13 protein-coding genes are annotated in these 13,169 nt (G+C 73.8%); 11 read left to right on the plus strand and 2 right to left on the minus strand.

Going from position 1 to position 13,169, the window contains the following annotated elements; all coding sequences use genetic code 11:
• The first annotated feature begins 281 nt into the window (after positions 1 to 281).
• The 9 genes from ACI79W_RS17370 to ACI79W_RS17410 all read left to right on the plus strand — a co-directional run bounded on the left by ACI79W_RS17370 (position 282) and on the right by ACI79W_RS17410 (position 8,589).
• Positions 282 to 2,723 carry a chemotaxis protein CheW gene (locus ACI79W_RS17370; protein ID WP_456563341.1) on the plus strand — a complete coding sequence of 814 codons (2,442 nt, stop codon included), beginning with the start codon at positions 282 to 284 and terminating at the stop codon, positions 2,721 to 2,723.
• 1 nt (position 2,724) lies between these two features.
• Positions 2,725 to 3,177, plus strand: a complete 453-nt coding sequence (locus ACI79W_RS17375) for a chemotaxis protein CheW (RefSeq protein ID WP_091935819.1) — start codon at positions 2,725 to 2,727, stop codon at positions 3,175 to 3,177.
• Between the two features lie 286 nt (positions 3,178 to 3,463).
• Complete coding sequence (locus ACI79W_RS17380; protein WP_456563342.1) at positions 3,464 to 4,351, plus strand: hypothetical protein; 888 nt, start codon at positions 3,464 to 3,466, stop codon at positions 4,349 to 4,351.
• Positions 4,352 to 4,883: 532 nt separating this feature from the next.
• Positions 4,884 to 5,993: a protein-glutamate methylesterase/protein-glutamine glutaminase gene (locus ACI79W_RS17385; protein WP_456563343.1), complete on the plus strand. Its 1,110-nt coding sequence runs from the start codon at positions 4,884 to 4,886 to the stop codon at positions 5,991 to 5,993.
• Positions 5,990 to 6,814: a CheR family methyltransferase gene (locus ACI79W_RS17390; protein WP_456563344.1), complete on the plus strand. Its 825-nt coding sequence runs from the start codon at positions 5,990 to 5,992 to the stop codon at positions 6,812 to 6,814. The genes ACI79W_RS17385 and ACI79W_RS17390 overlap by 4 nt, the downstream gene beginning before the upstream one ends.
• 1 nt (position 6,815) lies before the next feature.
• On the plus strand, positions 6,816 to 7,199 hold the full coding sequence (locus ACI79W_RS17395; RefSeq protein ID WP_456563345.1) for a response regulator: 384 nt from the start codon (positions 6,816 to 6,818) through the stop codon (positions 7,197 to 7,199).
• Positions 7,196 to 7,735 carry a chemotaxis protein CheX gene (locus ACI79W_RS17400; RefSeq protein ID WP_456563346.1) on the plus strand — a complete coding sequence of 180 codons (540 nt, stop codon included), beginning with the start codon at positions 7,196 to 7,198 and terminating at the stop codon, positions 7,733 to 7,735. Before ACI79W_RS17395 ends, ACI79W_RS17400 begins: the two co-directional genes overlap by 4 nt.
• Positions 7,736 to 8,098 carry a response regulator gene (locus tag ACI79W_RS17405; protein ID WP_456563347.1) on the plus strand — a complete coding sequence of 121 codons (363 nt, stop codon included), beginning with the start codon at positions 7,736 to 7,738 and terminating at the stop codon, positions 8,096 to 8,098. It abuts the gene before it with no gap.
• Positions 8,095 to 8,589: a hypothetical protein gene (locus tag ACI79W_RS17410; protein ID WP_456563348.1), complete on the plus strand. Its 495-nt coding sequence runs from the start codon at positions 8,095 to 8,097 to the stop codon at positions 8,587 to 8,589. The genes ACI79W_RS17405 and ACI79W_RS17410 overlap by 4 nt, the downstream gene beginning before the upstream one ends.
• Before the next feature lie 70 nt (positions 8,590 to 8,659).
• Here the strand turns inward: ACI79W_RS17410 and ACI79W_RS17415 are convergent, their stop codons facing one another.
• The gene (locus ACI79W_RS17415; protein ID WP_456563349.1) at positions 8,660 to 9,115 is read right to left on the minus strand and encodes an ATP-binding protein; all 456 of its coding nucleotides are present in this window, start codon (positions 9,113 to 9,115) and stop codon (positions 8,660 to 8,662) included.
• 212 nt (positions 9,116 to 9,327) lie between these two features.
• On the opposite strand from ACI79W_RS17415, the gene ACI79W_RS17420 reads away from it, so the two are divergent.
• Positions 9,328 to 11,091: a SpoIIE family protein phosphatase gene (locus tag ACI79W_RS17420; RefSeq protein ID WP_456563350.1), complete on the plus strand. Its 1,764-nt coding sequence runs from the start codon at positions 9,328 to 9,330 to the stop codon at positions 11,089 to 11,091.
• 302 nt (positions 11,092 to 11,393) lie between these two features.
• On the opposite strand, the gene ACI79W_RS17425 is transcribed toward ACI79W_RS17420, so the two are convergent.
• Positions 11,394 to 12,587 (minus strand): AAA family ATPase, encoded by a 1,194-nt coding sequence (locus ACI79W_RS17425; protein WP_456563351.1) that lies wholly within the window; start codon positions 12,585 to 12,587, stop codon positions 11,394 to 11,396.
• 203 nt (positions 12,588 to 12,790) lie between these two features.
• Between ACI79W_RS17425 and ACI79W_RS17430 the strand changes: the two genes are divergently transcribed.
• A complete protein-coding gene (locus ACI79W_RS17430; RefSeq protein ID WP_456563352.1) occupies positions 12,791 to 13,162 on the plus strand; it encodes a phage holin family protein in 372 nt (123 codons plus the stop codon).
• The last annotated feature ends 7 nt before the right edge of the window (positions 13,163 to 13,169 follow it).

Raw genomic sequence — 13,169 nt, forward strand, 5'->3', positions numbered from 1 at the left:
CCCCCCCCCCCCCCCCCCCCCCCCCCCCCCCCCCCCCCCCCCCCCCCCCCCCCCCCCCCCCCCCCCCCCCCCCCCCCCCCCCCCCCCCCCCCCCCCACGCCTCGGCCCCGTCCGGAGGCCTCACCCGAGCGTGCGAGGGATGGGAGGGGGCGGGGTTCTCCCAGGACTGCCGATAACACGGCCGACGGGCGTCCGTGCGGATTCACCTTGACTCCGGCGACCACCCGCCGATGACCCAGCGGGGCCACCTGTGCCCCGTCGCGATGAGAGAGAAGGCAGCAGTGGACGGTCTGGACGACATCGTCGAGGAGTTCCTCGTGGAGAGCCACGAGAACCTCGACCAGCTCGACACCGACCTGGTCGCGCTCGAGCAGGAGCCCAACTCCCGCGAGCGGCTGTCCAGCATCTTCCGGACCATCCACACCATCAAGGGCACCAGCGGCTTCCTGGCGTTCAACCGCCTGGAGGAGGTCACGCACGTCGGCGAGAACATGCTGTCCCGCCTGCGCGACGGTGAGCTCGCCCTGACGCCGCACCGCACCAGCGTGCTGCTGCGGATGGTCGACACGGTCCGCTCGCTGCTCGCCTCGATCGAGGCCTCCGGCGGCGAGGGGTCGGTCGACGTCTCCGCCGTCGTCGCAGCGATCAGCGCCGCGATGGAGGACGGGGCGGCCCCCGTCGCCGAGGCTCCCGCGGCCCAAGGTTCCGCTGCCGAGGAGACCACCGCGGCGGCGCCCGTGGCGGAGGCGCCCGCGGAGAAGGCCCCCGCGAAGAAGGCCACGGCGAAGCGGGCTCCCGCCAAGCGGGCGCCCCGCGCACGGGCCGTCCCCGCTCCCGCCGTGGAGGGGCTGCCCGAGACCCCGCAGGACGACCTGCGGGCCGACCTGCCCGAGGAGCCGGCCGCGCCGGCCCCCGTCGCCGAGGAGCACCCGGTGCCCGAGCCCGCTGCCGACCACCCCGAGGGGGAGGTCGCCCCCGCCGCCGACGCCGCCGGCGGCCAGGCCCGCCGCGCCGTCGCCGACAGCACGATCCGCGTGGACGTCGACCTGCTCGACGAGCTGATGCTCCTGGTCGGCGAGCTGGTCCTCACCCGCAACCAGATCGTGCAGAACGTCGCCCGCCAGACCGACACGGACCTCATCCGCGCCTCGCAGCGGCTGAACCTGATCGCCAGCGAGCTGCAGGAGGGCGTCATGAAGACGCGCATGCAGCCGATCGACCACATCTGGTCCAAGCTGCCGCGCGTCGTCCGCGACCTCGGCCTGCAGCTCAAGAAGTCGATCCGCCTCGACATGGAGGGTCGCGACACCGAGCTGGACAAGACCCTGCTCGAGGCGGTCAAGGACCCGCTGACCCACCTGGTCCGCAACTCCGTCGACCACGGCATCGAGGCTCCCGAGGCCCGCAGGAAGGCCGGCAAGCCGGCCGAGGGCGTCCTGACCCTCCGCGCCCGCCACGAGAGCGGGCAGGTCGTGGTCGAGGTCGCCGACGACGGCGCCGGGATCGATCCGGCGAAGCTCGGCGCCAAGGCGGTCCAGCGCGGACTGCTCACGCAGGAGGCGCTGAACCGGATGAGCCCGGCGGACGTCCTGCAACTGATCTTCCTGCCCGGCTTCTCCACCGCCGCCGCCGTCACCAACGTCTCCGGTCGGGGCGTCGGCATGGACGTGGTCAAGACCAACATCGAGTCGATCGGCGGCACCATCGAGGTCGAGTCCGACCCCGGTGTGGGCACCGTCTGCCGGCTCCGCATCCCGCTGACCCTGGCGATCGTGCCGGCCCTGACCGTCGAGTGCGCCTCCGACCGGTACGCGATCCCGCAGATCAGCCTGCAGGAGCTGGTCAGCCTCGACGCCGAGAAGGCGGTGAACGCGGTCGAGGAGGTCGGCGGGGCGCAGGTCTACCGACTCCGCGGCGAGCTGCTCCCGCTGGTCCGGCTCACCGACGTCCTGGGCCTCACCTCCGAGCGGCACGACGGCCACGTCGTCATCGCCGTCCTGCGGTCGGAGGGCCGGCGCTTCGGCCTGGTGGTCGACCGGGTGATCAACACCGAGGAGATCGTCGTCAAGGCGGTCGGCGGCCAGTTGAAGGCGATCGGCCTCTACTCGGGGGCCACCGTCCTGGGCGACGGCACCGTCGCGCTCATCCTCGACGTGCAGGCGCTCGCCCGCCGGGCCCTGCGCACCGAGACGACCGACCGCCAGGAGGCCCGCGCCGGCTCGCTGCAGACCGTGGCCGTCGAGACCGACCGGCAGCGCATGCTGCTGGCTGCCATCGGCGGTGGCCGCCGGGTCGCCATCCCGTTGGACACCGTCACCCGGCTCGAGCAGGTGCGCACCGAGGCGGTCGAGAAGGTCGGCAACCGGGAGGTCGTGCAGTACCGCGGCGCGATCCTGCCGATGGTCCGGCTCGACCGGCACCTGGGCGCCTACGGCGAGAGCGAGCGCGAGGTGCTGGAGGTCATCGTCTACAGCGACCACGGCCGCAGCGTCGCCATCGTGGTCGAGGAGATCCTGGACATCGTCGACGGCGAGGCCGCCGTGCGCAGCGACATCGACGACATGGGCCTGCTCGGCTCCGCCGTCCTCGGCGACAAGGTGACCGAGCTGCTCGACGTCCGGGCCGCGATCCTCGCCGCCGACCCGCAGTTCTACTCGGGCCACCCCACCGCCCTCTCCTCCTCGACGCCGTCCGGCATCCCCGACTCCCTGCTGGAGGTCTGACGTGACCGCTCCGACCCGCACGCTCGCCCCCGCGACCAGCGGCCAGCTGGCCACCTTCCGCCTGGACGGTGACCTGTACGGCATCGAGGTCGAGCACGTGCAGGAGGTGCTGCGCAGCCAGCAGCTCACCCGCGTGCCGCTCGCCCCGACGGCCGTCGCCGGGCTGATCAACCTCCGCGGTCAGGTGGTCACCGCCATCGAGCTGCGCGAGCGGCTCGGCCGGCCGGCCCGCCCCGAGGGCACCGACCCCGTCGTCATCGTCGTCCGGCTGCACGGCGAGGCCGTGAGCATGCTCGTCGACTCCATCGCCGACGTGGTCGACGTCGACGCCGGCGACTTCGAGGCCCCGCCGGACACCCTGGAGGGCCAGGCCCGCGACCTCATCCGCGGCGCCTACAAGCTGGACGGGAAGTTGCTCCTGGCCCTCGACGTCCAGAAGGCCGTCAGCGCCTAGCACTCCGGGGTCCTCGGGGCCCACCCGCTCGGCGCGACCGGGGCGAGCACAGACCGGGGGCGGCGGGGAGGACCACCTCCCCGCCGCTCTGGCGTTCGCACCCGCGGTAGCGAACGGTGACGCTCAGTGACCTATCGCTGACCGCGCACCACGCGACACGCGCTGTAGAGGTACAGCCGCTCCTGCGATGGGGTGACGAGCGCATGGTGCTGCCCCGCACGGGCAGCCAGCATGGGTTCGTCCCGATATCCCGGAGCCCTGGAGGCGCGCCGTGCCCTACTCCCTCGTGAGTGCCGCCACCCTCGGCTTCGACCTGGTCCGCCTGCCCGCCGGCCGGCAGGTCGCCGAGGTGCTGCTCGCCGGCCTGGGGGCCGACGAGCCGGCGTTCACCCGCCTCGCCGGCGTCCACCCCGCCCGCGGGCTGGACCGCGAGCAGCGCGGGGTGCGGGCCGTCCGGAACCGCCGGGCGCGGGAGATGGCGGCCGCCGTGCCGCACGTGCGGACCGCGGCCGGCGCCGCCGAGGGCGCCGGTGACCGCACCGCCCTGCTCGTGCGCCAACTGGAGCTCGGCACCATCGGCGACGCCCCGACGCTGGAGCGGCTGCTGCGGGAGGACGTCCTGGGACACGAGCACGCGCTCGCCGGGCGGCTGCACGCCGACGCGTGGGAGCAGGCCGCCGATGTGCTCGCCGACGCGGCCGTCGGCTTCTGGGCCGCGGGCGTGCTGCCGCCGCTGGTGCGCCGCGAGCTGACCGCGGCCTTCGACCGCGCCCTGGACCCCGGCCCGCTGGCCGGGCCCGCCGGCTGGGGGCTGGAGCACGACGAGGAGCTGGCCGGCTTCCTCGCCGCCGTGCGCGACCTGGACGACGCCGGCCGGTCGCGCTGGCGCCTCGCCGTCGACGAGGGCCGCGCCGCCCAACGCCCCTGGGCCACCGCGATGCACGAGGCCTCCTGGGGGGCGCACGTCTCCGGGCGCACCCGCGCGCTGGCCGCGGCGCAGCTGCTGGCCGTCCAAGCCTTCCTCGACGGCGGCTTCGACCTGCACGACGGTGCGGCCGGCGTCTGGAACGCCGTGGCCGGCTGCGTCCAGGCGATCGTGCTGGACGACCTGCTCGGCACCGAGAGCGCTGCGGTGCTGCGCGCACCGGGGCGGCGGGTCGCCGCTCTCTCCTGAGCGGCCCGCGCCCGTCCGCGGCACAGGGGGGCCTCCCGCCCCGGTCGGTGATCATTCCGGACCGCGGCCGGTGATCATTCCCGACCGCGGTCGGTCACCGTTTCCGGGGCATTTGTCGACAATGGTCGCCGAGGCCGTCGCCGCCTCCTTTGCCGACCCGTATCGACGGCGGGCATCGCGTCACGCATTTCGCGTGTCGGCTCAACCCGGCCCCCTCCGCGGCCGAGAATGCCAGGCAGCACCAGCCTCCCCCGCCGTGATCCCGCGCGCCCGGGCGTCGCTGGGGCGTCCTGGTGAGCGCAGCACGTCCGCACCCGAGATCGCCTCCGACCATTCTGCGACATGCAGGTCGTGGCCTCCGGGTGGGTGTCGCCGTGCCCTTCCGGCGCCGTGCCGCGGAATTCCGTCGTCGACCACCCCGGTGATTCCGGGGACGTCGGGTCCGCACCGCCGAACGGCTCAAGCCGGACGCGGAGATGCCGATACAGACAACGAGCCCGCCGGTCGGCGCGGGCAGGGGCCAGGAGGACGTGTGAACCCGATCCGGGTGATGGTGGTCGACGACTCGGTCGTCGTCCGCAAGATCGTCACCGACGTGCTCTCGGCCGACCCGGGGATCGAGGTCGTCGGTACGGCCGTCAACGGCAAGGTGGCCCTCGGCAAGCTGTCCCAGCTCAAGCCCGACCTGGTGACGATGGACATCGAGATGCCGGAGATGAACGGCATCGAGGCGGTCCGGGCGATCCGTGGGACGCGCAACCGCGTGCCGATCATCATGTTCAGCACGCTCACCGAGCGCGGCGCCACCGCGACCCTCGACGCCCTGTCGGCGGGGGCGAACGACTACGTCACCAAGCCGGCCAACGTCGGCAGCGTGGCGCAGTCGATGGAGAGCGTGCGCGAGCAGTTGATCCCCAAGATCAAGGCGCTCACCGGCCGCCCGGTCAGCCCGGTGCGCGCTGCAGCGCCGGTGGCCCCGCCGCCGCGCCCGGCGGCGCCCCGCACCGCCCCCGGCAAGAAGCCCGCCGTGCTGGTCATCGGCTCCTCCACCGGTGGGCCGGAGGCGCTGGCCCGTGTGCTGCCCGCCCTCCCGGCGAACCTCCCGGTCCCGGTCCTGCTGGTCCAGCACATGCCCCCGGTCTTCACCCGCCAGTTCGCCCAGCGGCTCGACCGGCTCTCCCCGTTGCGCGTCGTCGAGGCGGTCGACGGCACGCCGCTGGTCCCCGGCACCGTGCACCTGGCGCCCGGCGACCACCACCTGGTCGTCCGCGCGAACGGCCGCGCCGCCTTCTCCACGGCGCTGGACCAGAACCCGCCCGAGAACTTCTGCCGGCCCGCCGTCGACCCGCTCTTCCGCTCGGCGGTCGCCGCCTACGACGGCGCCGTGCTCGGTGTCGTGCTGACCGGCATGGGCGCCGACGGGCGGAACGGCTGCGGCGAGATCCGCGACGCCGGCGGCACCGTCGTCGTGCAGGACCAGGCGACCTCGGTCGTCTGGGGGATGCCCGGCGCCGTCGCCCAGGCCGGCTACGCCGACGAGGTCCTGCCGCTCGACCGGATCGCCGAGGCGATCCAGCGCCACCTCGCCGGTGCCGCGCTCCTGAACACCGGAACACCTATGGCCGTGGGAGGTCGTCGATGAGTCTGACCGCGACCAGTTTCGACTGGGTCCGTGACCTCGTCCGCAAGGAGAGCGCCATCGTGCTCCAGCCGGGCAAGGAGTACCTGGTGGAGGCCCGCCTCCTGCCGATCGCCCGGCAGATGGGGCTGACCGACGTCACCCGGCTGGTCGAGAGCGTGCGCGTCCGGCCGGACGCCGACCGCACACGGCGGATCGTCGAGGCGCTCACGACGAACGAGACCTCGTGGTTCCGCGACGGCGACCCGTTCACCGCGCTGACCTCGACGGTGCTGCCGTCGCTGCTCGCGGCCCGCGGCGCCAACGAGCGGTTGCAGATCTGGTCGGCGGCCTGCTCCAGCGGGCAGGAGCCGTACACGATCGCCATGCTCCTGGACGACGCCCTGCCCAACGCCGCTTCCCGGGTGTCGATCACCGCGACCGACCTCTCCCGCGAGATGGTGCAGCGGACCCGCGCCGGCCGGTTCAGCCAGCTCGAGGTCAACCGCGGGCTGCCGGCCCCCATGCTCGTCCGGCACTTCACCCGTGCGGGCAACGAGTGGGAGGTCTCGCCCAACCTGCGCCGCATGGTGAACGCCAGCGAGTGCAACCTGGCGGCGCCGCTGCCGCGGATGGGCCCGTTCGACGTCGTCTACCTGCGCAACGTGCTCATCTACTTCGACCTGCCGACGAAGCAGTCGATCCTCCGCCGTGTGCGGGACCTGATGCGGCCCGACGGGTGGCTGTTCCTCGGCGCCGCCGAGACCACCCTCGGCGTCGACGACTCCTGGGAGCGGGTCGTCATCGGCCGCAGCTCCGCCTACCGCCCGCTGAAGGGGGCATGACATGCGTGCACTGGTGATCGACGACTCCCGCGCCATGCGCCGGATCGTCACCGGCATCCTCGCCGGCTTCGGTTACGAGATCCGGGACGCCGAGCACGGCCGGGCCGCGCTCGACGTGCTCGACGAGGGCTGGCTCCCCGACCTGGCCACCATCGACTGGAACATGCCCGTGATGGACGGGCTGCAGTTCGTCTCCGCCGTCCGCGCCAACCCGGCGTGGCGCTCGATGACCATGATGATGGTGACCTCGGAGAGCGAGCACACCCAGATCGTCCGAGCCCTCGCCGCCGGCGCCCACGAGTACGTGATCAAGCCGTTCACCGCCGACGCGATCCGCGACAAGCTCGCGCTCCTCGGCCTGCTCCCGGAGGAGGTCTCCCTGTGACGACGACGGACGCCGGGGCGCGGCGTCGCGCCAGCGACATGCGCCCGGTCATCACCGACCTGATCGACGCGGCGACCGTCGAGTCCATCGCCGCCGAGGCGTGGGTGGCCCTCGTCGGCGAGGACGAGGTCCTGGTCCCGCTGCCCGGCGAGCTGCCGGTCGACATCGTGTCCAGCTGGGTCGACGTCGTCGGCCCCTGGACCGGCAGCGTCGTGCTGACCACCGCCCGCAGCACGGCCGAGGAGCTCTCCCGCGCCCTGCTGCGGGACACGTCCCCCGAGGTGCTCGACCACGAGGACGTCGCCGACGCCTTCGGCGAGATCGCCAACGTCGTCGGGGGCAACGTGAAGGCCGCGCTGCCGGGGCCCTCGGCGCTCAGCCTCCCGCAGGTCGGCAACGCGCCGCTGGTCCGCAACCCGGCGGACGTGTGCCGCCTCGATGTGCTGTGGCGCGGCGAGCCCGTCGCCATCTCGGTGCAGGGGGCGCTCCCGCCCCTGCCCGGCTCCACCCCTACCCGCGAGAACGAGGTGTCCTGAGTGAAGATCCTGATCGCCGACGACAGCCGCGTCATGCGGCAGATCGTCATCCGCACGCTGCGCCAGGCCGGATACGACGACCACGACATCGTCGAGGCCGAGGACGGCGCCGACGCGCTGGCCAAGGTGTCCGCCGAGCAGCCCGACCTGGTGCTCTCCGACTGGAACATGCCGACCATGACCGGCTTCGAGTGCCTGCAGGCGCTGCGCGCCTCGGGCTCGGCCGTCCCCTTCGGCTTCGTCACCTCCGAGGGCTCGGCGGAGATGCGGGAGAAGGCCGCCAACGCCGGCGCGCTGTTCCTCATCGCCAAGCCCTTCACCGAGGACACCTTCAAGGAGCACCTGGACGGGGTGATCGCATGACCGCCCCCACCACGGGTGTGCAGCTGCCCGCCGCCAAGGACATCCGCGACATGCTGACCGGCCTGGTCGGCAAGCCGGTGAACGTCTCCCCCGGAGCGCCGGTCACCCCGACGCCGGAGAAGCCGGTGGCGGTCGCCGTCTACGTCGACCCGCAGATGGCCGTGAACGCCCTCTGCCTGATGGACCTCGGCGCGGCGGCCTACACCGGCGGCGCGCTGGCGCTCCTGCCCCCGGGCGGGTGCCAGGACGCCGTGGAGGAGGACGGCGAGCTGACCTCCATGCAGGTCGAGGCGCTGCACGAGGTGGTGAACGTGCTCTCCGCGCTGTTCAACACCCCGGGTGCCCCCCACTCCAAGCTGCACAGGCTCTACGCCCCGGGCGAGGAGATCCCCGGCGACCTCGTCGGCATGCTGTCGGCGTTCAACCGGGTGGACCTCGCCATCGAGGTGCCCACCTACGGCAAGGGGGCGATCTCCTTCGTCGTGCCGTGACGGCGGGCAGGAGACCCCCGTCGCTCTTCGGAGCGACGGGGGTCTCCTGCGTGTTGCACGTGGAACCGGCTCAGGCCAGGGCGGTCGCGGGCTCGTCCGACGCGGTCGGCAGGCAGGCCCAGACGTGCTTGCGGTCCTCGTCGACGTACCAGCCGTGGGCGACCGACAGGCGGGCCACCAGTTGCAGCCCCATGCCGCCCTCCGCTGGATCGCGGTCCACCGCGGGTGCGGGCATGGCCCGGGGAGCCCGGTCGCTCACGTCGAGCAGCCAGCCACCGCTGCCGGCGATGACGGTGGCGACGACCGGGTGCTCGCCGTGGCGCAGGGCGTTGGACGCGAGCTCGTCGAAGGCCAGCACCAGCTGCTCGCCGGAGACCTCGTCCGCGGGCAGGTGCTCGACGTCGTGCACCAGCGACCGCAGGGCCGCCCGTGCCCTCGGGAGCTCCGCGAGGGACCCGAGCCGCCAGCGCCACACCTCGCCGCGCCCGTCCGGTAGCGGGCGGACCGGCCACGCGAGTCGCCCCATGCCTCCCCCTCGACTCGGGTCAACGACCATCCCGTGGTTCCCCGGCCCGGTGCGTGTCAACCCCCTTCCCGCTCCGCGGGCGGGGGTGTGCCCGGCATCACGTGCCCCTCCGGAGGGGTGGCGCGCCGCTCCGGCATTGATTTCCGCTCCCGGAAGGGTCAGGCTCTGCAGCCAGGCTGCCGACCGCGCGGCGGGACGGGGCACGGGCAGCCATGACTGTGGAAGGCGCTGCTCCGGCGCTGAGCGAGCTGCTCCTGCAGGCCGTCGAGGGCATGGAGCGCCCGATGTTCGTCCTCTCCGAGGACTGGCGCTTCCGGTACATCAACCCCGCGGGGGCGAGGGTGCTCGGCCGCACCGTCCCCGATCTCCTCGGCCGGGACATCTGGGTGGCGTTCCCCGAGGCCGTCGGGGGCCCGTTCGACCGCCTCTACCGCTCGGTCCGCGCCTCCCGCCGGGCCGGCAGCGTCGAGGCCTGGTACGAGCCGCTGGGCACCTGGTTCCGGGCCGACGCGTTCCTGACCGACGCCGGCCTCGTCGTCACCTACGACGACGTCACCCAGGCGCGTCACGCCGAGGAGGAGCGCGCGGCCGCGGTCCGCGCCCGCGAGGCGGCGGCCGCGGAGGCGTCGCAGGCCGCCCGGGTGGCCGAGGAAGCCGGCCGGTACCTCATGCTCCTCGGCGAGATCAGCCAGGAGATGACCTCGACCCTCGACACCGACGAGGCCGTGGCGCGGTTCGCCGCGCGGGTGGTGCCGGAGCTGGCCGACTGGTGCCTGGTCAGCGTCGTGGACCCCGACGGCACCCGGCGGGACGTCGGCCGTGCCCACCGCGACCCGGCCATGGTCGAGGCGATGCACCGCTACGCCGACGCGCGGGTCGCCTCCAACGACACGACCGCGCCGGTGCCGGTGGCCCTCCGCCACGCGCAGCCGGTCGTCATCGAGCACCTCACCGAGCAGCACTTCGAGACGATGATCCGGGACGACGCGAGCCGTGCGGCGCTGGCGCCGCTCGCCCCGTCCGCGGTGGCGACCTTCCCGCTGGTCGCCCGTGGCGAGGTCTTCGGCGCGTTCACCCTGGTCAACGGCGCCGACCGTGGGCCGCACACGCCGGCGGAGCTGCGGACGGCGGAGATCGCTTCCCGCCGCGCGGCACTGGCCCTGGACAACGCCCGCCTGGCCACCCTCAACAACCAGGTGGCCGAACGGCTGCAGCTGAGCCTGCTCTCCCCGCCGGTGCAACCCGACCGCCTGGAGCTCGCGGTGCGCTACCGCCCGGCGACGCGCGGGGTGTCCATCGGCGGGGACTGGTACGACGCCTTCCTGCAGCCCGACGGCGACACGGTGCTGGTCATCGGCGACGTCATGGGCCACGACATCGCGGCGGCAGCGGCGATGGGGCAGATCAAGACGCTGGTCCGCGCCATCGCCTTCGACCGGCTCGAGGAGCCGGCCGGGCTGCTGCACCGGGTGGACAACGCGCTGGTGGGGCTGGCGGTCCCGGCGATGGCCACCGCGTTGGTGTGCCGCATCGAGCAGGGGGAGGCCGAGCGGGTTGCCGGGGTCCGCCGCCTGCACTGGGCCGCGGCCGGCCACCCCGACCCGCTCCTGCTGCTCGCCGACGGCCAGGTGCACGACCTCGCCGTCCCGGTCGGGCCGCCGCTGGGCTCGGGCTGGGTCGACCAGCTCGCCGACGGCGTCACGCTGCTGCCCGACGGGAGCACGCTGCTCCTGTTCACCGACGGCCTGTTCGAGCGGCGCGGGGAGCTCCTGGACGAGGGCCGGGAGCGGCTGCGGGCCGTGCTCGCGAGCTCTTCCGGCCTCTCCCTCGACGCGCTCTGCGACCGGCTGCTCGAGGAGATGCTCGGCGAGGGCGTCGAGGACGACGTCGCCGTCCTGGCGGTGCGGGCGCACCCGCTCGATCGTTCCCGGCCGGCCGAAGCGGGGCCTGAGGTGCTGCCTGCCGCGATCGGCTGACCGGGCTCGGGCCCCGCGCGATCCATGGCGAAGGGCACGGAGAAGTCGAGAGCGGTGATGAGAACGCCAAGGCGCCCGCGATGACGGCCCGCGGCACGCGGACGGACCAGGCCACCAGCGCGCCGAGGACGAGCGCCCCGCCGCCCAGAAACGCCCACAGAACCGCTCCCACCCACGTGGGCACGGGTGACCCGTCGCCCCGGGCAGCCGTCAGTGGTTTCCGACCCGGCGGGCCGCTCGAGCGGCCTCCTCGCAGGGTCCCGCGCCGAGGGGAGCGAGGTGTGGGGCGAGGGAGTTCGTCTTCAGTCGGGGTGGCGCAGCAGGAACCGCCCGAAGTGCGGCACCGTGAACGCGATCTGGCCGCGCTCGGCGGAGTAGACGAGCCCCTTCTTGATCAGCGAGTCGCGGGCGGGGGAGAGGGACGCGGGCTTGCGGCCCAGCGAGACCGCCACCTCCGACGTCGCCACCGCCGCGCCGCCGGGGCCGCCCAGCTCGGCCATCGCGTGCATGTACTCCCGCTCGGCCGGGGTGGCCCGGTCGTAGCGGGAGCCGAAGAAGCCCACGGCGAGCTCGGCCTCGGCGACCGGCGCGGCCATGGCGACGTCCGCGGCGGTGATGGGGGAGGAGGCGGCGACGTCCCAGGTGACCTTGCCGTAGGCCTGCACGAAGTAGGGGTATCCGTCGGCCGCCGCGTAGAGCGCGTCCAGGGCGGCCGGCTCGAAGGTGACGTCCTCCCGCTCGGCCGGGGCGAGCAGCGCGCGGTCGGCGGCCGCCCTCTCCAGCCGGTCGATGCGCAGGTAGCGGAACAGCCGCTCGGAGTAGCTCTTGGACGCCGACAGGACGGCGGGCAGGTGGGGGAGCCCGGCGCCCACGACGATGAGCGGGGCACCCTGCTGGGAGAGCTCGTGGCACGCGGCGCAGATCGCCGAGACGTCGTCGGCCTGGACGTCCTGCATCTCGTCGATGAACAGGGCGATCCCGCTGCCGATGTCGGCGGCCACCCCGGCGGCGTCGCTGAGCAGCTCGACGAGGTCGATCTCCATGTCGCCGGAGTCGGCGCGCCCGGTGGCCGCGGGGACGTCGATGCCCGGCTGCCAGCGGTCGCGCACCTTGGCCTCGGCCGCGTTCACCCGCTGGGCGAAGGCCTTGACCACCCCCAGCACCTCGGCGACGGACTCCTGGTCGCCGTGCCGCGGGCCCAGCTCGCGCAGCGCCATGTGCAGCGCGGAGGAGATCGGCCGGCGCAGCGACTGATCGGGCCGCGCCTCGATCTTGCCGGTGCCCCAGCCCCGCGAGATGGCGGCCGACCGCAGCTGGTTGAGCAGCACCGTCTTGCCGACGCCGCGCAGGCCGGTGAGCACCAGGGACCGCTCGGGGCGGCCGCGGGCGATGCGCTCGAGAACCACGTCGAACGCCTGCAGCTCGTCGTCGCGGCCGGCCAGCTCCGGCGGGCGCTGGCCGGCGCCGGGGGCGTAGGGGTTCCGCACGGGATCCATGCCTCGCACCGTATGAGCATCTCTAGCGCCCGCCGTAGACATACGTAGAACCACCCATGGCGTGTCGCGCGGGACGGGAGTGGCGGGCGGGTCGGCCGACGCGGTCGCGAGCTCCGTATCGGGGTCTCTACCACCGGCGCTAGACATCGCCAGACGCCCTGAGATCCCACGGTGCGGCGGGCTCCGGCGCTAGCGTGGCCGCCGTGATCAAGTTCCTGCTCAAGGTCGTCGTCTTCGCGGCGGCCTTCTACGGGCTGACCTACTTCGACGTGCTCCCGGGCCTGGAGGTGCTGCCGAACCCCGACGGCCCGCTGGGCGAGTACGGCAGCTACCTGTGGATCGGGCTCATCTTCGGCGTCGTCAACGCCCTCGTGGGGCCGGTCCTGCGGCTGCTGTCCCTGCCCTTCGTGCTGCTCACCCTCGGGCTCTTCCTGCTGGTGATCAACGCGGCGCTCCTCGGGCTCACGGCGGCGATCACCGACCGGCTCACCGTCGACGGGTTCGGCACCGCGGTGATCGGCGGGCTCATCCTCGCCGTCGTCGGCTGGGTCGCCGACCAGCTCCTCGACCGCTGACCCCACC

It is taken from the genome of Blastococcus sp. SYSU DS0533 (genome assembly GCF_054050775.1).